This window comes from Metabacillus sp. KUDC1714 (assembly GCF_014217835.1).
GTDB lineage: Bacteria > Bacillota > Bacilli > Bacillales > Bacillaceae > Metabacillus > Metabacillus rhizosphaerae.
Window position 1 is genome coordinate 2529391 of the sequence record NZ_CP055263.1, and the last position, 20486, is coordinate 2549876.

The following is a 20486-nucleotide window of genomic DNA, read 5'->3' on the forward strand; positions in this document are numbered from 1 at the left end:
AAAATTTCGGGGTGGGAATCGAACCCACTAGAACCAGTAAAGCTGGTGGCGCACCATTTGCCTTCCCATTACTAGATTTAATTGTTTTTTTAACTTGCTCCATGGAGTATAATACGTCATTTTAAATGAAAAAGATACTCCTTTTTTGTCGAATTTCAAAAAAAATAATTTATCTTAAAATAGTAGTTGATATTACTGAAATCCTACTATTTTAGTGGAAATTACGTACAGAAAAAAACGGTGCTAATCTTCTAATTTAATGCGTTAATCAAATATAGTAAATGGGCTTTTAAATTGAGATTCCTACCAACTAAAGGAACAAGTAGTATCTAGTTCTATACAATACCAAAATAACTTTTTGGTAATATTATCCTTTTGCGTCATAGACTACTTTTCCATCTATCATTGTTAATTGTGGTTTTGCAAGATAATGAAACGGGTGATAATTCCATATAACTAGATCTGCATCTTTTCCTACCTCAATACTACCAATTCGTTTATCGACCCTTAGATTACGTGCAGCAGCTATGGTAATTCCTTCTAGCGCTTTTTGTTCATCAAACCCTTCTCGAACTGCAATTGATGCGCAAATATTTAAGTATTGTATAGGAGTGTAAGGGTGATCGGTTGTAATTGACACCTCGACACCTCTTTCAGATAATGCTTGATAGGTTGACCAACTTTTATTCTTGAGTTCAATTTTCGACCTTCTAGTTAATGTAGGTCCAACACATACCTTTGCTTGCTTGCCTATTAATTCATCTGCAATTAAGTGCCCTTCAGTACAATGCTCAATTCTGTAGTCAAGTTCAAATTCTTCGGCGAAGCGTATAGCGCTCATAATATCATCTGCACGATGGGCGTGGATTCGAACCGGAATTTCACGGCGGAGAGCCTTCTTGATTGGAATTAATCGAAAATCCTCAGTTTCATCACTGTATTTCGCTTTGTAAAATGCTTCACGAAGCATACCCATAATTCCCATTCTTGTGATTGATTCTTTATTTCCATGACTATGCATCCGTTTTGGGTTCTCTCCCAAAGCAATCTTTAACCCAGCTGTTTCCTGGATAATCATATTTGCAACGTTTGCGCCGTAGGTTTTAATAACAGAAGTTGTGCCACCAATCACATTTGCACTTCCTGGCATTACATGAGCTGTCGTAATCCCGTATTTAATGGCATCCGTAAAAGCGGGATCAAGCGAATGAACACCATCAAGTGCACGAATATGGGGAGTTAGTGGTTCAATCGTTTCATTGGCATCATTCCCCGCCCAGCCTGTACCTTCGTCATATAAACCTAAATGGGTATGAACATCGATAAAGCCAGGAAATAATAGCTGATCCTTACAATTAATCACGATCGTATCTTCAGTACTTTCTAAATTCTTTCCAATTGCAACTATTTTCCCGTTTTCAACAAGTACATCTGTTTCGTACTTAACAGCAGAGGTAACAGGATAAACCGTTGCTTGTTTAAAAAGTGTTGAATTCATAACAATGTCAAGCTCCCATCAAGATTGTTTTTTTGTTTGGCTGTTTTCGCAAACTTTGTTGCTTTTAAAATAGTATTGGGTTGGTTGATTGCAGCGAGAGGATGCTCGATTTCCGGCGGGCGGGCGATGAGCCTCCTCAGCGCGAAGCGCCTGCGGGGTCTCATCTGTCCCGCTACTCCCACAGGAGTCTCGCACCTTTCGCACCAATCAACCTAATCAGTTGTGTTCAAAAACAACAATCTTTTAGAAAAGAGCCTTTTGTTTTGAGCATAAGACTTCTTTATTAACTGCGTAGAAGATTTACCAATGCTTTATCAAGAGTTGGAAATAAAAAGTGATAATGATGCTGTAGAGCCTTTTCAGGTATTACCTTTTGACCTTCTAAAATTAATATACTCATCTCACCTAATAATGTTTTTAAAGCAAAAGATGGTCCTCGCAACCAATTAGGTTTTTTTAAGACATCAGCTATTGTCTGACTAAATTCATTCATTCTAACTGGATTCGGTGCTGTAGCATTAATTGGACCAGAGATAGCAGGGGTGTGAATGATATAATCAATAAGTTTTACGAGATCGTCAATATGTATCCATGACATCCATTGCTGTCCTGATCCAAGATTTCCACCTGCAAATAATTTATAAGGTAAAACCATTTTAGGAAGGGCCCCTTGCTCACCTAAGACGATGCCGAATCTTGCGTATACTGTTCTTACGGATAAATCCGCAACTTTTGCGGCTTCTGATTCCCATTGCTGCACGGTCTTAGCGAGAAAATCAGTACCAATTTCCTTTGTTTGTTCTGTAAATGTTTTTTCTAATGATGTACCATAAATGCCAATTGCACTTGCGTTAATAAACACAGAAGGCTTATTTGGAATGCTTTTAATCATAGAATAGATCGCATTAGTTGAACTAATTCTACTCCCGACTATTTCTTTTTTAGCTTTTTCAGTCCAGCGGTCATTTATTGATTTTCCTGTTAAATTTATGACAGCATCTACACCAGCCAAATTAGCAGACGGTTTTGCTGAATCAGTTAACCATTTAACAAAATGGAGGTTTTTTTCTGAAGAAGTTATTTCACTTCGTGTTAAAATAAAGACATCATGACCTTTAGATAAAAAATGACGAGTTAAGTGCTTTCCAATAAAACCGGTACCACCGGCTATGGCAATTTTCAATTGATCACTTCCTTTGAAATAGCTCTATTACTTATATACCCTTTTTATGAAAAATCTCCTCTTTTTAATATATTTTTAAAACGATTAGTAGGTGAGAATATGGCTATTATTACAAAAATCACTGCGCAAAAGCATTCTGAAGATCGATTAAATATTTTTTTAGATGATGGAACGGGAGAAAAATATGCTTTTAGTGTAGATCAAGATGTGTTTATTAAATACAATCTTCAAAAAGGAAAAGAACTTGATGAATTTGATATTAATGAAATCCAATTTGGTGATGAAATTAAAAAGGCATATAATAAAGCTTTAGAATTTTTAAGTTATCGGATGCGCTCTATAAAAGAAGTGGAGGATCACTTACAAAAAAAGGAATATAACGATGCGATTATTCAAGAGGTCATATTTAAGCTTAAGGAATATCGCTATGTTGATGATCTTGAATTTGCTTTAGCTTATGTCAGAACACAGTGGCAAACGAATGGAAAAGGGCCAAGTGTGATAAAGCGAGAGATGGCAGGTAAAGGAATCGAACAAGCATTTATCGAACAAGCCCTTATTCAATATACGCAAGCTGCTCAAATTGAAGAGGCAGTTAACCATGCTGAAAAGGTATTGAAAAAAAATAATAAGCTATCTAGTGTGCAGCTAAAGCAAAAATTAGAGCAGCATCTGATGAGGAAGGGCTTTTCTTATGATATTATTTCAATTGCATTAGAAGAAGTGAATGTAGAGCAGGAAGAATCAGAGGAATGGGCTGCATTACTAAAACACGCAGAAAAGGCTAAAAAGAAATACCAAAATGAGGATTCATATCACTATAAACTAAAGATGAAACAATTTTTATTTCGTAAAGGGTTTTCCGTTGAAATCATTGATCAATATTTAGACGAAGAATAATTATATGACTAGGGGAAATTACAGTGAATACTAAACGATATAGTGAAATGACTGAATATGAACTAAAGAACGAAATTGCGTCCCTTAAGGAAAAGGCGAGAAAAGCAGAACAGCTTGGAATTGTTAACGAATTTGCTGTTTTAGAGCGTAAAATTTCAATGGCAAAATCTTATTTATTGGATCCAACCAATTATAAACCAGAAGAAATATATGAAGTGGAAGGTGCACCTGGAGAATCATTTAAAATTTCGTATATGAATGGAATTTTTGCATGGGGTTATCGTCTGTCAACACCAAATGTTGAGGAAGCATTGCCAATTTCAATGTTAATTAAGGACTGACAAGCATATAAGCTGTCAGTCCAAACTTACAAGTTAAGATTGTTTTCTTGTTTGTCTTTTTAGAATGATGAGGTCTTGAGATTGTTGGGTTTGACCATTTACTTGAGCGTGGGCATGTTTTGGATTAGCCCAGGGCTGATTAAATGGATTAGAATACAAATTGTCATAGAATCTTTTCTTTGTACCCATTAGGAAGCACCTCCACAAGTTTTAGCGTATTAAGAGTAAGGGTTTTCTCGACTTCCAGAAGCTCTCATCCGTTCTTGTGGATGAGTGTTAATGGTACCGTCTGCTCGTTTAGAAGCATATTCAGCTTTAGCTCTTGGTTCGCCTTCAAACTTGTTGTTGCTCATATTAGGAAATCCTGCTTCTTTGTTACGCAACACAATCCCCTCCAAGTCATCATTCATTAGCTTCCTAAAAAGAAGCGTACTAATAGTATGGGTGCTTTTGATTAAAATATAAGTAACGATTCCTTCCTAGAGGTGAGAATAATGGAAATATATTTTGAACGATTAACGAATGAGTTGTTAAGTAAAAACACAAGCCTTTCATATGCACAAGCAAGAACGTGGATTGAATTATTTTGGGAAGACTTTGAATCAACACAAGCTAGAACTGGTAGGGAATATCGTGGTAAAGAAGTGACCGAACAGGTAGTTAGACAATTAATTACTCATTATGGTGACAAGCTTCATGAATTTATCGCCACAAATCCAAAATATAGTCATTTGTTGAATAATGAAGATTATTTAAAGCATTAATTAAACGTTTGTTTAAATAAAAAAGGCTGGCTCATGAGTTATGAATCCAGCCTTTTTCTTGGTTTTGGGAACTGTAATAATCCGCATCACAACAAGCGTAAGCGACTGAACCCAAGTCGCTTATGCTTTGTTCATTCAGGTATGAGCTCCAGCTTTTTACGAAGCTTTTCTTCGCTAAATATCCAGCCTGTATAGGAGCTTACGATGTTTAGTTCTTGATCGAGCTGTACAATTGCAACGAAAGGATAATACCCTTTACTTCTGTATCGTAAGTCAATAAAACGTACCTCATAATGATCTGTATACTCATCGACTTCCCACCGATAAACTGGGGAAAAGGATAAAAATGCTGATATGTTGTCATCTTGCTCTGCGGCTCTGATTACATCTGTCTGTGGGACAGGTATTCGTTCAAATTCATCAAGGAACATAATTTCACCATCAACAGCTCTTGCTACATGGAAGCTTGTATCGGTCATAATTGCAATATGCCATCTACGAAACCTCATTGTTGGTGAGATAATAACTTGTTCGATTTGAGGTACTAGCTTGTGTAAACGATGAATAATCCTTCGTTGCATAGAAAATCGAATAATATAGTACCCAATCAATATGATATAAACACTTAAAAATGTGTAACCAGGATGACCACCGATTAACCAAATCGCTATGCCAACTAAGTGAGCAACAAAGATAAATGGGTCAAATGTGTTTATGATGCCTAATGCAATCCATTTCTTCGTAAATGGCCTTAGTGCCTGGGTACCATAAGCATTAAAAATATCAACAAAAACATGGAGCACAATCGCGAGTAGTGTCCACAGCCATAAATGAAGCAAATTGCTTTCAGGAATAAATATCGTTATCATCCCTGTAATTAAAAAAGACCAAATAAAAATTGCAGGGATGGAATGAGTAATTCCACGATGATTTCGGATATACTTTGCGTTATTTCTAAGTTTTAAAATGGTATCTAAGTCGGGTGCTTGAGAGCCGAAGATCGCCCCAAGCATGACTGCATGTGCTGTCGGATTATCGACTCCTATAGCGGGATCTAATGTTGCTAATCCTCCTAATGCAATTCCCATGACGACATGTGTTCCAGTATCCAACGAAATGTACCTCCTTGTTTTTACTCGAAAGGAGTTTTTTTTTAATTACTAAGGAATTTATATGTCATAATACTGTCCAATGTGTTCAATTCTTATTACTTTTAAACATAAAGGCTTTATTAATATTTAGTCTTATACTATCCTGATAAAAGTGAAACTGCAAAAATAGAAGCAAACTATTTATATTCTATTTTCCCGATTATTATGGAAATTAACATCCGGAGGAAAATTCACATGGATAACGATTTACAAAATAAACTCAGAAGCTTTTCAATACATGAATTTCAAGATGATTTGATTAACTGGTATTTGACTGAAAAAAGGGATTTGCCATGGCGTAAGGATCAAGATCCTTACAAGGTATGGGTTTCAGAAATAATGCTTCAACAAACTAGAGTTGATACAGTTATCCCTTATTTTACTTCATTTATCGAAAAATTTCCCACAATAGAAGCATTAGCTGATGCCAATGAAGAGGAAGTGCTAAAAGCTTGGGAGGGGCTTGGTTACTATTCCCGAGTACGTAATCTCCAATCAGCTGTTAAAGAGGTAAAAGAAAGTTATGGTGGTGTGGTTCCAAATTCTCCACACGAAATATCAAAACTAAAAGGCGTCGGACCTTATACTAAAGGGGCGATTTTAAGTATTGCTTATAACATACCTGAGCCTGCTGTTGATGGGAACGTTATGAGAGTTCTTTCGAGAATATTATCGATTTGGGAAGATATTGCTAAGCCGAAAACAAGAAAGACTTTTGAGGATGTCACCTATGAGTTAATTTCAAGAGATGATCCTTCTTCTTTTAATCAAGCACTTATGGAGCTAGGGGCATTAATATGTACACCAACTTCTCCCTCTTGTTTACTTTGTCCAGTTCGAGAGCATTGTACTGCTTTTGAAGAAGGTGTTCAAGCTGAATTACCGATTAAAAGTAAGAAAAAGAAGCCAAAACCATTACAGATGGCCGCAGCAGTTTTACATGATTCAGATGGAAATCTCTATATTCATAAACGACCATCTACAGGCTTGCTTGCAAATTTGTGGGAGCATCCGAACTTTGAAATAGTAGCAACAACAGGAAAAACTTATCGTGAACAGTTAGCTGATTATTTACAAACAGAATATGAAGCAAAGGTTGTGTTATCTGAATTAGCAGGTACGGTGGAACATATTTTTTCTCATTTGATCTGGAATATCTCTATTTTCATTGCAGAAGTAAAGAATAGTCCGAACGAAAATCTAGTTGCAGTATCACCAGAAGAATTGAGCAAGTTTGCTTTTCCAGTATCACATCAGAAAATTTATCAAATTTATAAGGGGCAGAACCTAGCCTGACCCCTAAAAAATCAATCATATTGTGTTCTTGTCCCTTGGGTATAAGTGGCTTCACTTCTGTTAAGACCGCCACGGGATGTTATTTCTTGTACAATTTCTCGATGAATTGTTTGTCCTTCTACGTTCAAGTAAGGTACAACCTGTTGAAGAGAGTGATGGAAAAAAGCAAGTTCTTCATCCTTCCACTCTTTCTTTGACATCATGGATAGTTCAGTCATATCACGGCCTACGTACATGGGTATCCTCCTTATGAAATGGACGATGTTCGTTAAAGTTATTAGGAGAAAAAACACCCCTAAATAGTAGTTTCACTATAGTATCTGATACAATAAATTCATCTATACGATTTATTACATATAAGGAGCTGACAAAATGAGCCAAGAGAATAAAGTAGCACTCATTACAGGGAGTAGCCGTGGGATTGGTAAGGCGGTTGCTATACGTTTAGCTGAGAAAGGCTATGACATCATTGTTAATTATGCACGTAGTAAAACAGCAGCGTTAGAAGTAGTAGAAGAAATTGAGAAGCTTGGTGTTAAAGCGATTGCTATAAAAGCAAATGTTGGAAAGCCAGAAAAAATCAAAGAGCTCTTCGCACAAATCGATGAGCAGTTTGGAAGACTCGATGTTTTTGTCAATAATGCCGCTTCAGGTGTGCAAAAGCCTGCCATGGAGCTTGAAGAAAACCATTGGGATTGGACAATGAATATTAACAGTAAGGCACTTCTTTTCTGTGCGCAAGAGGCAGCAAAGCTTATGGAGAGAAATGGCGGAGGATTTATTGTTAGCACAAGCTCGCTTGGTTCTATTCGCTATCTGGAAAATTACACAACTGTTGGTGTTTCTAAGGCTGCACTTGAAGCACTTACAAGATATTTAGCTGTAGAATTGTCTCCTAAAAATATAATTGTAAATGCAGTTTCTGGTGGTGCAGTTGACACTGATGCACTTAAGCATTTCCCAAATCGAGATGAACTTTTAGAGGATGCAAGAAAAAATACTCCAGCAGGCAGAATGGTTGAGATTGAAGATATGGTAAATGCAATTGAGTTTCTTTTAACTGAAAAAGCATCCATGGTAAGAGGGCAAACCCTAATAGTAGATGGTGGTCGTTCGTTACTCGTTTAATTTTTTTAAAAAAATTTTAAATTTCTAGGATATAAAGATCATCTCCGGGACAATCTATATTTCGTGGAGGTGATATTAAAATGGCACAAAACAACAACCAACAACCTGGTAAAACATCAGCAGGTACTAACATTCAACAAGTGAGACAACAAAACGCTCAATCAGCACAAGGCGCTGGAGCTCAAGCGGGTGCAGGTCAATTTGGCACTGAATTCGCTAGTGAAACGAATGCTCAACAAGTAAGACAACAAAACCAACAAGCTGAAGCTAAAAAGAACCAAAACTCTTAAGTTAGCTATGCAAAAGACACCTTTCCCAATTCGTGGAGAGGTGTCTTTTTTTGGTGGAATTGCTTTAATTTAAGAGATTGTTGCTTTTAAAACAAAAACTATTTCAGGTTAATTGGATCGGAAATTAACCACCGTATTACTTTGTAAATAGCAACAACGTTTGCGAAAATAGCCATGTAAAAAGTGAAATAGTCTATTAAAAATAGTTATAAGAATTGACCTAGTAGCATTGTAAATGAAAAGATAACACTCAAAACGACAAAACTTCCGTTTCCTCTACATAAGTAGTCAAAGGAAAGAACGATGTTACGGAGAATTAAACACTATCACAATTTTTGATGATTTCTCTTTAACAGAAAGGAGTGTTGCTATGAATTTTGATCAATTGGTAGGTGAGCAGTTAAAAACTATGGATAAATTATTATATTTGCAGTCTGAAATTGAACGGTGCCAAGATATAATGAAACAACTGATTGCTTTGCAGGACGAAGCAAAGATACAATCTGTGCAAGATGAGATTGAGCAAATGAAGCTGGAATTAAATAGAATTCAAGAAATATTTGAAAAACAAACAGAAGAGGTTATTCGATCCTACGAAAATCAACAATTCGAAACCGTTTCTTGAATACAATTGGGGTCATTTCCTACGAAATGACTCTTTTATTTTCTTTTTTAATTCACAAACGGTATAATGATAACAAATAAATTACGAGACGACGTTTGTGAGATAAGAGATTTCACGAAGCGACCATTTGAAAGAAGGGGAGAAACGTGGGCTTTCCCAGGGAAGGAGACAAAATCCAAATTCATAGTTATAAGCATAATGGTTACATCCACAGAGTTTGGGAAGAATCAACTGTTTTAAAAGGTTCACAGCATTGTATTATTGGTGGTAATGACCGAACAGTTGTAACAGAATCGGACGGAAGAACGTGGATAACGAGAGAACCTGCTATATGCTATTTTCATGCGAGACATTGGTTTAATATTATCGGTATGCTTAGGAATGATGGTGTTACCTACTACTGTAATATAAGCTCACCATTCGTTTGGGATGATGAAGCGTTAAAATATATCGACTATGATCTTGATGTGAAGGTGTATCCGGATATGACTTATACGATATTGGATGAAGATGAATACGAGCAGCATAGCAAGATTATGAACTATCCAGAAGTAATCGATCTTATCTTAAAGAATAATTTAGAAACTTTACTGCGGTGGATTCGCCAGAAAAAGGGGCCATTTGCGCCTGAATTTATCGATGAATGGTATGAACGGTATTTAACCTATGTAAAATAATAGTGTGTAAGTAAGGGTGGCTCAGGTAACGTTTCAACTTTGGCAGTAGTTGAAACAAATGTAAGAGTCAGCCTTTTTTCTGTCCATAATAGGATATCTTTATTAAAGAATGTTTTCGCAAACTTTGTTGCTTTTAAAATAGTATTGGTTTGGTTGATTGGCGCTCCAGGATGCTCGCTTTCCGTGGGGCGGGCGATGAGCCTCCTCAGCGCGAAGCGCCTGCGGGGTCTCATCTGTCCCGCTACTCCCACAGGAGTCTCGCACCTTCCGCACCTTCCGCACCAATCAACCTAATCAGTTTTGTTCAAAAACAACAATCTTTTAGAAAAGAGCCTTATTAAATAATATCAATTTAAAGAAATAATTTTATCTTTCTATAAAGTCTATTTGTTAAACTTGGTTGTTGATTTCCGCTACAGGCGTTCGCTTTAATCAACAATGTGCCAAAATCAATAGTGAGCTTTAACAGAATCTATATAAAATAAGAAGGAAAAATAGTAAGTAACGTTTATAGAGAGAAACGAGGGGTTAACTTGGGGTCTGTAAAGCGGTATATGGCTTTTGTAAAGCCTTATAGGCTTCAGATTGTGGGAACAATTATTATTGGTGTCATTAAATTTTCAATCCCACTTCTTTTGCCTTTACTAATAAAATATGTAGTTGATGACATTATTGGTGGGACAGGTTCTGCTGATGAGAAGACAAAAACCTTACTGACTATTATGGGCGGCATGTTTGTCTTATTTGTTGTTATTCGTCCGCCAATTGAATATTTCCGTCAATATTATGCGCAATGGGTAGGAAGTAAAATTTTATATGATATTCGTGACCAGTTATTCACGCATTTACAAAAATTGAGTTTACGTTATTATGCAAATACACGAGGGGGAGAAATTATCTCACGTGTAATAAATGATGTTGAGCAAACAAAGAATTTCGTTATAACTGGGTTAATGAATGTCTGGCTTGATGTTGTTACGATTGTAATCGCAATAGGGATTATGTTGACTATGGATGTAAAGCTAACACTAGTGTCAATCGTTTTATTTCCATTTTACGGATTGTCTGTGAAGTACTTTTATGGAAAACTTCGTCATTTAACAAGAGTTCGATCACAGGCACTTGCAGAGGTTCAAGGACACTTACATGAGCGTGTTCAGGGTATGCCTGTTATTCGAAGCTTTGCTACAGAGGAATTTGAGCAGAAACAGTTTGCGAAAGAAAATTCAAATTTTCTTACAAGTGCTTTAGATCATACGAGTTGGAATGCTCGAACTTTTGCGATTGTTAATACGCTGACAGATATTGCACCACTTGTAGTGATCAGCTATGCAGGCTACCAGGTGATTCATGGACAGCTTTCAATTGGTACAATGGTTGCGTTTATTGCTTATATCGAACAGCTATATAATCCACTTCGTAGATTAATTAATTCTTCAACAACACTAACACAGGCCTTTGCCTCTATGGATCGTGTATTTGAGTTTATTGATGTTCCTTATGAGGTTGTTGATAAGCCGAATGCAGTAGTAGCAAGTAATGTAAGGGGAGAGGTTGAATTTCAAAACATTTCTTTTCGCTACCAAGAAAACGAAGAGCTTATTATAGAAGATCTTTCTCTTCGAGTAAAACGAGGGGAAACAGTCGCACTTGTAGGAATGAGTGGTGGCGGGAAATCTACACTTGTTAGTTTACTTCCTCGTTTTTATGATGTGACAGACGGAAGAATTCTATTAGATGATATCGATATTCGTGATTATCAAGCACAAAGCTTACGTGGACAAATCGGTATGGTCCTACAGGATACGTTTTTATTTAGTAATACAGTTCGAGAAAACATCTTAATTGGGAAACCAGATGCAACCGAAGAAGAAGTAATTCATGCAGCAAAAGCGGCAAACGCACATGACTTTATTCTAAAATTACCAAATGGTTATGATACAAAGGTTGGAGAACGAGGAGTTAAGCTTTCAGGAGGACAAAAGCAAAGGGTTTCTATTGCGAGGGTGTTTTTGAAAAACCCGCCAATCCTTATTTTGGATGAAGCAACCTCAGCTTTAGATTTAGAAAGCGAGCATTTAATACAGGAAGCACTGGAAAACCTAGCAAAGGATCGTACTACCTTTATTGTTGCTCATCGACTGTCAACGATTACACATGCCAACAAAATTGTTTTGATTGAGGATGGTAAAGTTGTTGAGCAAGGAACACACCAAGAGTTAATGGAAAAACAAGGTCAGTATTTTAAGTTATTTCAAATACAACAATTAGACTGAAATCAATGCTATATTCACTTTTAGATGAAGTGGGTATAGCTTTTTTTATACCAGCATTATTACGGTTGTTTGCTATCCTTTGGGAAAGTATCAGAATAAAAGATCTAAAAAAATAAGGCTAGCAAATGCCAGCCTTATTCCTCCGTAATCTTTACTTCATTATCTTCTTTATGAAAGCTTTGGAAGCTACTAATTAACGTATCTAAGTGCTCAAGCTGTTCACTATAATCGATGATTGCCGATACTAGTGGTAATAGGTGATAAAAGCAGGATGAATCTTGCTTTTTATAAAATTCCATGAACACTTCAGTAAGCTGTTGTTTATTAAACTTATTTTCCCTCATCGGTTCGGATGGAGGTTGGGTTTTAATTTTCCCGATAAAACGTAACAGGGATTCTTCGTGAACATAAAGTAAGTAATCTAATTCACTTATTAACACTTTTTGAAAGTTTTCTGGCATTTGATGAAGTTCATTCTCTAAGCGATGAAGCTTCTTTAGTGTTTCAAGTGCACGATTTGTTGTTACAATCATCTGTCTAAAGAGAACGAGCTTTCTAGATTTTGCATATGATTCTCGTTTAAAATAATTTCGTTCCTCTTTATAATTCAAGTAGAGTTGATCGAGCTTTATCATGTGTTCTTTAAGCTTTACGATTTCATCCTTTAAGACATTATGTTCTGATGCCTGGCGAAGATTAATTCGAATCCATTTAATAATATCCTCTGTATTTTCTGTGATTCTCATATAAAGCTTTGTTTCATATTTTGGTGGAATAAATACTAAATTTACAATAAAAGCAGCTAAAACCCCTAGTAAAATTGTAAAAAAGCGAACGAATGCTACTTCAATGAAATCATCGCCTGGGCTTTCTAATATCGCAATAACCGTAACTAAGGCTACTGGAATCGTGTTTTCAGCCTTAAGCTTTAAATTGATTGCAATCACAATAATGGCAGTTAAACCAATAATGATTGGGTGTGAGCCGAATATAAGGCCAAAACCAATCGCTAATCCTGCACCAATAACATTTGCCTGGATTTGCTCAATAATCGATAAGTAGGAACGGTAAATCGTCGGCTGTATCGCAAAAATCGCTGAGATTCCAGCAAATGCGGCAGATGGCAGCTGAAAGGCTGTAGCTAAAAATAAAGCTAGTGTAATGGCAATCCCTGTCTTTAGGATGCGTGCACCTAGTTTCATGTATGCTTAATGACATTCCCTTCTTAAAATCATATAGTCGTTAAACTATCGTACATAGTTTTAGTGTCTAGCTCCAGCGCCTAGCGACTAATGAACTTCACACTCCTTATACGCTAAGTCAACATCGAATCGCTTCGCTCTTCGTGTTTCCTTTGCCGCACATTAACGGGCAGTAATTGATATAACTGCCCATAAAGGTCCGATAAGTCTCGCTATCCATCAGAAACCCACTGATGTAAGTCTCGCTTTTCCCCACCTTAACGGGCAAGTAAATGAAAACTGCCCATAAAGGTCCGATAAGTCTCGCTATATCTCATACGGAGTGCTCTTTTTTCTGCGTCGCTGAGCAAGGCGCTTCCGCTTTTCCTATAAACCAATATCGTACTATACAGGCTTTAGCTACTTTATACAAGGTACAATTTCCCTTTTTAACAAAAATTTAAAACGTAAATATATTCTGAAAATAGAAAGGTAGTGAAAATTTAAGACAAGGTACTTTTGTACACTTGTCTCAAAGGTAAAACAACCCCCAATGAATGAGGGCTCACAGTATCTATTATATTAGTTTGCTAAATGCGTATTCCACAGCTTTTAGTGTTTCTGATAAATCCTCTTTTGTATGAGCAGTTGTTAAAAACCATGCTTCATATTTAGAAGGTGCTAGATTAATTCCTTGATGAAGCATTAGTTTGAAAAACCTGGCAAACATTTCACCATCTGTATTTTCCGCTTGTTCATAGTTTGTTATTTTTTCATCAGTAAAGTAAATCGTTAATGCGCCTTTTAATCGATTAATTGTTATCGGAATATTATATGTACGAGCGTGTTGTAATATACCTTCCTCAAGGATTGCTCCTAGTTCATCGAGGTTTTCGTACACCTTCTCTTGCTTTAATACTTCTAAGCAAGCAATTCCAGATAAAATGGATGCTGGGTTACCAGCCATTGTCCCAGCCTGATATGCTGGTCCTAGAGGTGCAACAGTCTCCATTATTTCCTTTTTCCCACCATAAGCTCCAATTGGGAGCCCTCCACCAATAATCTTTCCTAATGCCGTTAAATCTGGATATACTCCTAATAGATCCTGAGCACCGCCATACATAAAGCGAAAAGCGGTTATAACCTCATCGTAAATAACGAGTGCACCTGCATCATGTACCAATTCATTCACTTTTTCTAAAAAGCCAGGCTTTGGTTCGACGATTCCAAAGTTACCAACAATCGGTTCCACCAATATTGCAGCTACTTGGTCTCCCCATTTTTCTAATGCTTCTTTTAATGGTTCAATTTCATTAAAAGGGACAGTGATGACTTCTTGGGCGATGCTTTTTGGAACACCTGCAGAGTCTGGGGTACCTAATGTTGATGGACCAGAACCAGCAGCAACTAGGACTAGGTCTGAATGTCCGTGGTAACAGCCTGCAAATTTAATGATTTTGTCACGACCAGTGTAAGCTCTTGCCACACGAATTGTTGTCATGACAGCCTCTGTTCCGGAATTAACGAAACGAACCTTATCTAAAGCAGGCATCGCTTCCTTAAGCATTTTTGCGAATGTAACCTCATGTGGAGTTGGAGTTCCGTATAACACGCCACTCTCGGCGGCCTTTTGGATTGCATTTGTAATATGAGGATGAGCATGTCCTGTAATGATTGGACCATATGCTGCTAAATAATCAATATATTTGTTGCCATCGACATCCCAAAAATAGGCTCCATTAGCCCTTTCCATTACGACTGGTGAACCGCCGCCAACCGCTTTATAAGAACGTGAAGGGGAATTTACCCCGCCAACTATATGTTGTAATGCTTCTTCGTGTAATTCATTCGATCTTGTAAATTGCATGATAGCCTCCTAGTATGTATCTAATATCAAAATTTATTTTATCATGAATGCTTATTCCTTAAAAAATTATTAATTTTCTCCTAATAGAAAAGACATAGCATTTGTTGTAATCCTAAAGTTTCGTTAAACTATTCGTTGTGGTGAAAGATGGAGGGATAAAAAATGACAAACATTATTGAAGTGAAAAAATTACGCAAAGAATTTAAATCGTACTCTAGTCGTCAAGGTTTAAAAGGTGCTTTTCGCGATTTATTAAATCGTCAATATAAAACAATTCCAGCTGTAAATGATGTTTCGTTTACGGTTAAGCAGGGGGAAATGGTTGGGTATATCGGTGAGAATGGTGCTGGGAAATCTACCTCAATAAAAATGCTGACTGGAATTTTAACACCAACTTCAGGGGAGGTTCTTGTCAATGGGATGAATCCGCATAAAGAACGAGAGCGGTTTGTTCAATCAATTGGTGTTGTTTTCGGTCAACGTTCTCAATTATGGTGGGATATTGCGGTACAAGAATCATTTCGTTTATTAAAAAAGGTATATAAGGTGTCTGATGCAGATTATAACGAGCATATGGAGCATGTAATCACCACGTTAGATATAGGACCATTGTTAGATAAGCCTGTAAGGAAGCTGTCTTTGGGACAAAGAATGAGATGTGAGCTTGCTGCGGCCCTTATTCACAATCCACCATTATTATTCCTTGATGAGCCGACAATTGGGCTAGATGTTTTAGTGAAATTGAAGATTCGTCAGTTTTTAAAAGAGATGAATGAAAAATACAAAACAACAATTCTTTTAACTACTCATGACTTATCAGATATTGAGGCACTTTGTGAACGCGTTGTAATGCTTGATGAAGGAAAGGTTATCTATGATGGAGCATTAGAGGAATTAAGATCTCACTGGGGAGAGGGAAAACAAATTCAATTCCAATTCGCGGAAGCAGTAGTTGAAAACCAGCTATCATTTTTAACAGCTGATATTGAAGTTTTTTGGCAAAAAGGTGATAAATTGAATGAATGGACTGCACTTGTAAGTGATAAGGAAGCTCAAATGTCTGAACTAATTAGTCGGGTAGTGGGTGCTCATCAAATTACGGATTTAAGTGTTACGGAAATCTCCACAGAAGAAGTCATTCGAAACATTTATGAAAAGGGAGAGGCATTAACTAGCTGAGGTGAAATATGGATAAATATTTAGAAATGATTAGGATTCGTTTTTTAATGATGCTTGCATATCGAACAAATTATTATAGCGGAATCTTAATTTATAGTATTAACATCGGTGCTTATTATTTTTTATGGACAGCTATTTATGGTGGGAAAGAATCTATTGAAGGCTTGTCTGCGCTTCAAATGACAACATATGTGGCCGTTTCATGGATGGCAAGAGCGTTTTATTTTAATAATATTGATCGTGAAATAGCACTAGAGATTAAAGAAGGTAAAGTGGCTGTTGAATTGATTAGACCCTATAACTATTTAGGGATGAAGACAATGCAGGCATTTGGAGAAGGTATCTTTCGTTTAGTGTTTTTCTCTGTTCCAGGATTGGTTATTGTCGGACTGGTGTTCCCGATGGAGTTTTCTTCAAACGGGACAACGTGGTTTATTTTTGCATTTTCGTTATTATTTAGTTTTATTATTAATACCCAAATTAACTTGGTTACAGGCATGCTGACATTTTTCTTATTTAATAATGATGGTCTCATGAGGGCGAAACGAGTGATTATCGATTTGTTTTCTGGTCTCCTCCTGCCAATTAGCTTTTATCCAATGTGGGCTCAAGACGTTATGAAGTATTTTCCTTTCCAAGCAATTAGTTATATTCCAAGTATGATTTTTACAGAGGGAATGAAAGGGAATGAAGTGCTTCAAGCCCTTCTGTTACAAGGTTTTTGGGCAATTGTATTACTCATTCCAATCCAACTGCTGTGGGTCTTAGCGAAAAAACGAATGATTATACAGGGGGGGTGAGGGTATGTTCTATTTTTCAATGTTTACTCAATATATCGGACAATATATGAAAACAAGAATGCAATATCGGGCAGATATGGTTGTAGAGCTTCTATCTGATATGCTTTTTCAAGTAACAAATCTTGTTTTTATACTTGTTGTTTTTGGGCATACACAATTTTTAAGTGGTTGGTCACGTGATGAGATTATTTTTATTTATGGTTTTTTCTTAGTGCCATTCGCTGTGTTTGGGGCATTCTTTAATATTTGGGATTTTAATGAACGTTATATTGTAAAGGGGGAAATGGATAGAATTTTAACGAGACCGATTCATAGTCTGTTCCAAGTGATCTTAGAACGGATGGAGCTCGAATCGTTGTTCGGTGCAATAACAGGAATCTTGATTATGGGGTATGCCTCAATTCAATTAGATTTAACTTTTCAATGGTATGATTTTATCTTATTTTTTGTATTTGTCATTAGTGGTGCTCTTGTTTATGCAGGTATTTTCGTCTCGTTAGCCAGTATTGGCTTTTGGTCAGATGCCAGAACCTCTTTAATGCCTATGATGTATAACATTGGTAATTATGGGCGCTATCCAGTTGATATATATAATTCAGTGATTCGCTTTGTCTTAACGTGGATTTTGCCGTTTGCATTTGTTGGCGTATATCCGGCTGCATTCTTTCTAGAGAAAGAAGAATGGTATGTTTACTCGTTTTTAACTCCAGTAATGGGTGTAGGTTTCTTTGTATTATCGGTCTTCCTATGGAATTCAGGTGTGAAAAGATATCGAGGAGCAGGGAATTAGGGTGTGGAATTGAATCTTAAGGAGAGCTAGGGAAGAAGCCTGGTTCTTCTTTTTACTTTTGGCTGTTTTCGCAAATCTTGTTGCTTTTAAAATAGTATTGGGTTGGTTGATTGGCACTCCAGGATGCTCGCTTTCCTTGGGGCGGGCGATGAGCCTCCTCAGCGCGAGCGCCTGCGGGGTCTCATCTGTCCCGCTACTCCCACAGGAGTCTCGCATATCCGTTCCAATAAACCTAATCAGTTTTGTTCAAAAACAACAATCTTTTAGAAAAGAGCCTTACTTTTTTAGTAGGTTCAAAAGTCATTTGAATATCATATCAGCCTCCATGCTTGTATATATTGTACAAAGCAGTATCAGTTGGGTGGGGGTTGATTTGGAACTATTATTTTGTGTATTCATCGTAGTTTGTATTTTCATGAGCTTTAAAAGTGTTGTAGTTGCTTGTTTTCAGAAAAACTTTCTATCTTTTGAAACAGTTATTTTGATTACATATCTCTATTTATCTCTCCTTATCGGCTTCGGCATGATATATCTAATTTTCATTCAAAGTAATCTGCATGTATTAATTGAATCAGGAGCCCCTATCTCAGGAGATTACTTTGATAAGCTTGTTACCTCGCTCTATTTTAGTGCTGTTACTTTATTTTCAGTAGGCTACGGTGATGTTGTGCCGATCGGAATTGGACGATTTCTTGCAGTATTTGAGGCTTTAATTGGTTATATCCTTCCAGCGGTATTTCTGGCGCGAACGGTGATTGGAATTGAAAAACAGTAAATAGTTGTACGATAGGCTAAAGTTGGTTAGGCTTAGTTTAATTAGATATTTATTGGAGGGTAAAACAATGACAATTGATGTTGGCAATAGTGCACCAGATATTGAATTAGTTGCTGATAATGGTGAAAAAACGAGATTAGCTGATTTTAGAGGGAAATATATCGTTCTATACTTTTATCCAAAGGATATGACCCCAGGTTGTACAACTGAAGCTTGTGATTTTAGGGATCAACATCAAAGCTTTGCAGATGTTAATGCTGTAATTCTAGGCGTTAGTCCTGATCCTAAGGAGAAACACCAAAAGTTTAAAGAAAAACACGATCTGCCATTCCAATTATTGGTAGATGATGAGCATATATTAGCAGAAGCATTTGGTGTATGGAAGTTAAAGAAGAATTTTGGAAAAGAATACATGGGGATTGAAAGGTCCACGTTTATTATTGATCCTGAGGGCACTTTAATTAAGGAATGGAGAAAGGTAAAAGTGAAGGATCATGTCCAAGAAGCTCTTCAGTACATAAAGGAAATATCATAATTTAGAAGGTGAATAGATGAGAGACGAAAGAGTTAAGAAGTTAGCATCCGTTTTATTAACGCATTCTGTCAAAGTGAAAAAAGCAGAAAAAGTCTTGATTCGTGGGTCTATAATTACGAAGCCACTTATTACAGAGTTAATTGACCAAGCTTATTCGATGGGAGCCTTTCCTTATGTAGAGCTTTTTGATGATGAAATTAATCTCCATTTAGCGAAAAACTACAAACGGGCTCAACTGGAAACACAAGCAAATTGGCAAATGCAGGTGTATAAAGATGTTGATGCGGTGATTGTCATCATCGGTGAAGAGAATGATGCAGAGATGGCTGGGATTCCTAAGGAAATGCACCGATTACGTGGTGAGATCATGAAGCCGGTTTCTGAGTTTTATGTTAATAATCGAAAATGGGTTTTGCTCAATTACCCTACAAAGGGGCTAGCTCAAAAGGCAGGTATGAGTACAAGGGAATTCGAGGATTATTTATTTGCTGTGTGTACTGTAGACTATGAAAAAATGGCAAATGCAGTTGCTCCTCTTAAAAGGTTGATGGAGAAAACAGACCAAGTACGTTTAGTAAGTCCTGGAACTGACTTGCGTTTTTCCATTAAGGATATACCTGTCATACCTTGTACAGGGGAAGCAAATGTTCCAGACGGGGAGATTTTCACGGCTCCTATTAAAGATTCAGTAAATGGAACGATTCTTTTTAATACACCATGTCCATATCATGGAACAACTTTCCGAAATGTGAAATTAACCTTTGAAAACGGGAAAATCACTGAAGCAACTTCGGATAACACGGATAAGTTAAATGAAATCCTAGATACAGATGAAGGTTCGAGATATATAGGTGAATTTGCAATCGGGTTTAATCCTCATATTGAAGAGCCTATGGGAGATATTTTATTTGATGAAAAAATCTGTGGCAGTCTACATTTCACACAGGTGAAGCATATGAGGAAGCTGACAATGGGAATAAATCTGCTGTCCATTGGGATATGGTTCTAATACAAAGACCCGAATATGGCGGGGGAGAAATTTATTTTGACGATGTTCTAATACGAAAAGATGGAAAGTTTGTCCTACCAGAGCTTGAAAGCTTAAATCAGGAAAACCTAAAATAGGCTGCCTATTTTTTAAAAGCAAGGCAAACGTCCAGCCAATTTGATAATTAAAGCGTAATCTATAGGGAAGGCATTACCTCCTCAAATGTTAGCGCCGGACTAAGT

Annotated in this window: 22 protein-coding genes and 1 pseudogene; 15 read left to right on the plus strand and 8 right to left on the minus strand. The window is 36.8% G+C overall.

The features are described from left to right. Positions 1–367: 367 nt before the first annotated feature. Both HUW50_RS11965 and HUW50_RS11970 read right to left on the minus strand, forming a co-directional pair. Positions 368–1498 (minus strand): amidohydrolase, encoded by a 1131-nt coding sequence (locus HUW50_RS11965; protein ID WP_066335983.1) that lies wholly within the window; start codon positions 1496–1498, stop codon positions 368–370. A gap of 283 nt (positions 1499–1781) precedes the next feature. Next, positions 1782–2681 carry a TIGR01777 family oxidoreductase gene (locus HUW50_RS11970; protein WP_066335987.1) on the minus strand — a complete coding sequence of 300 codons (900 nt, stop codon included), beginning with the start codon at positions 2679–2681 and terminating at the stop codon, positions 1782–1784. Positions 2682–2780: 99 nt separating this feature from the next. Between HUW50_RS11970 and recX the strand changes: the two genes are divergently transcribed. Next, on the plus strand, positions 2781–3581 hold the full coding sequence (gene recX, locus HUW50_RS11975; RefSeq protein WP_185653945.1) for a recombination regulator RecX: 801 nt from the start codon (positions 2781–2783) through the stop codon (positions 3579–3581). Between the two features lie 23 nt (positions 3582–3604). Beyond that, positions 3605–3922 carry a YfhH family protein gene (locus HUW50_RS11980; RefSeq protein ID WP_157094448.1) on the plus strand — a complete coding sequence of 106 codons (318 nt, stop codon included), beginning with the start codon at positions 3605–3607 and terminating at the stop codon, positions 3920–3922. 33 nt (positions 3923–3955) lie between these two features. Here HUW50_RS11980 and HUW50_RS11985 read toward each other — a convergent pair whose 3' ends face one another. Then, positions 3956–4111 carry a YpzG family protein gene (locus HUW50_RS11985; RefSeq protein WP_083964705.1) on the minus strand — a complete coding sequence of 52 codons (156 nt, stop codon included), beginning with the start codon at positions 4109–4111 and terminating at the stop codon, positions 3956–3958. Positions 4112–4140: 29 nt separating this feature from the next. Next, positions 4141–4305, minus strand: coding sequence for a small, acid-soluble spore protein K (locus HUW50_RS11990; RefSeq protein ID WP_066335991.1), 165 nt, complete (start codon positions 4303–4305; stop codon positions 4141–4143). Positions 4306–4416: 111 nt separating this feature from the next. On the opposite strand from HUW50_RS11990, the gene HUW50_RS11995 reads away from it, so the two are divergent. After that, complete coding sequence (locus HUW50_RS11995; protein ID WP_066335996.1) at positions 4417–4686, plus strand: YfhJ family protein; 270 nt, start codon at positions 4417–4419, stop codon at positions 4684–4686. 131 nt (positions 4687–4817) lie between these two features. On the opposite strand, the gene HUW50_RS12000 is transcribed toward HUW50_RS11995, so the two are convergent. Next, complete coding sequence (locus HUW50_RS12000) at positions 4818–5798, minus strand: metal-dependent hydrolase (RefSeq protein ID WP_066335998.1); 981 nt, start codon at positions 5796–5798, stop codon at positions 4818–4820. 234 nt (positions 5799–6032) lie between these two features. Here HUW50_RS12000 and mutY point away from each other — a divergent pair, with 234 nt between their 5' ends. Continuing rightward, positions 6033–7133: an A/G-specific adenine glycosylase gene (gene mutY, locus HUW50_RS12005; RefSeq protein WP_066336000.1), complete on the plus strand. Its 1101-nt coding sequence runs from the start codon at positions 6033–6035 to the stop codon at positions 7131–7133. An 11-nt stretch (positions 7134–7144) separates the two neighbouring features. On the opposite strand, the gene HUW50_RS12010 is transcribed toward mutY, so the two are convergent. Then, positions 7145–7369 (minus strand): cytosolic protein, encoded by a 225-nt coding sequence (locus tag HUW50_RS12010; protein ID WP_066336008.1) that lies wholly within the window; start codon positions 7367–7369, stop codon positions 7145–7147. A gap of 136 nt (positions 7370–7505) precedes the next feature. Between HUW50_RS12010 and fabL the strand changes: the two genes are divergently transcribed. The 5 genes from fabL to HUW50_RS12035 all read left to right on the plus strand — a co-directional run bounded on the left by fabL (position 7506) and on the right by HUW50_RS12035 (position 12129). Continuing rightward, a complete protein-coding gene (fabL, locus tag HUW50_RS12015; RefSeq protein ID WP_066336011.1) occupies positions 7506–8261 on the plus strand; it encodes an enoyl-[acyl-carrier-protein] reductase FabL in 756 nt (251 codons plus the stop codon). Between the two features lie 80 nt (positions 8262–8341). After that, complete coding sequence (locus tag HUW50_RS12020) at positions 8342–8551, plus strand: gamma-type small acid-soluble spore protein (protein WP_066336014.1); 210 nt, start codon at positions 8342–8344, stop codon at positions 8549–8551. A gap of 370 nt (positions 8552–8921) precedes the next feature. Next, positions 8922–9176 carry a YgaB family protein gene (locus HUW50_RS12025; RefSeq protein WP_066336024.1) on the plus strand — a complete coding sequence of 85 codons (255 nt, stop codon included), beginning with the start codon at positions 8922–8924 and terminating at the stop codon, positions 9174–9176. A 146-nt stretch (positions 9177–9322) separates the two neighbouring features. Continuing rightward, on the plus strand, positions 9323–9853 hold the full coding sequence (gene ntdP / locus HUW50_RS12030; RefSeq protein ID WP_066336031.1) for a nucleoside tri-diphosphate phosphatase: 531 nt from the start codon (positions 9323–9325) through the stop codon (positions 9851–9853). A gap of 533 nt (positions 9854–10386) precedes the next feature. Next, positions 10387–12129 (plus strand): ABC transporter ATP-binding protein, encoded by a 1743-nt coding sequence (locus HUW50_RS12035; protein ID WP_066336044.1) that lies wholly within the window; start codon positions 10387–10389, stop codon positions 12127–12129. A 134-nt stretch (positions 12130–12263) separates the two neighbouring features. Here HUW50_RS12035 and HUW50_RS12040 read toward each other — a convergent pair whose 3' ends face one another. Continuing rightward, on the minus strand, positions 12264–13331 hold the full coding sequence (locus HUW50_RS12040; RefSeq protein ID WP_066336053.1) for an FUSC family protein: 1068 nt from the start codon (positions 13329–13331) through the stop codon (positions 12264–12266). A gap of 556 nt (positions 13332–13887) precedes the next feature. After that, positions 13888–15177: a glutamate-1-semialdehyde 2,1-aminomutase gene (locus HUW50_RS12045; RefSeq protein WP_066336056.1), complete on the minus strand. Its 1290-nt coding sequence runs from the start codon at positions 15175–15177 to the stop codon at positions 13888–13890. 162 nt (positions 15178–15339) lie between these two features. Between HUW50_RS12045 and HUW50_RS12050 the strand changes: the two genes are divergently transcribed. The 6 genes and pseudogenes from HUW50_RS12050 (at position 15340) to HUW50_RS12075 (ending at position 20381) form a co-directional block, all read left to right on the plus strand. Then, positions 15340–16356, plus strand: coding sequence for an ABC transporter ATP-binding protein (locus tag HUW50_RS12050; RefSeq protein ID WP_066336058.1), 1017 nt, complete (start codon positions 15340–15342; stop codon positions 16354–16356). Between the two features lie 8 nt (positions 16357–16364). Next, positions 16365–17156 carry an ABC transporter permease gene (locus tag HUW50_RS12055; protein ID WP_066336064.1) on the plus strand — a complete coding sequence of 264 codons (792 nt, stop codon included), beginning with the start codon at positions 16365–16367 and terminating at the stop codon, positions 17154–17156. 4 nt (positions 17157–17160) lie between these two features. Continuing rightward, entirely contained in the window at positions 17161–17946 is a 786-nt protein-coding gene (locus tag HUW50_RS12060; RefSeq protein ID WP_066336066.1) for an ABC transporter permease, read from the plus strand. A gap of 373 nt (positions 17947–18319) precedes the next feature. Then, a complete protein-coding gene (locus HUW50_RS12065; protein ID WP_185653946.1) occupies positions 18320–18721 on the plus strand; it encodes an ion channel in 402 nt (133 codons plus the stop codon). A 67-nt stretch (positions 18722–18788) separates the two neighbouring features. Beyond that, positions 18789–19256 carry a thioredoxin-dependent thiol peroxidase gene (gene bcp / locus HUW50_RS12070; RefSeq protein ID WP_066336068.1) on the plus strand — a complete coding sequence of 156 codons (468 nt, stop codon included), beginning with the start codon at positions 18789–18791 and terminating at the stop codon, positions 19254–19256. 16 nt (positions 19257–19272) lie between these two features. Continuing rightward, a pseudogene (locus tag HUW50_RS12075) lies at positions 19273–20381 on the plus strand (aminopeptidase). Positions 20382–20486 lie beyond the last annotated feature (105 nt).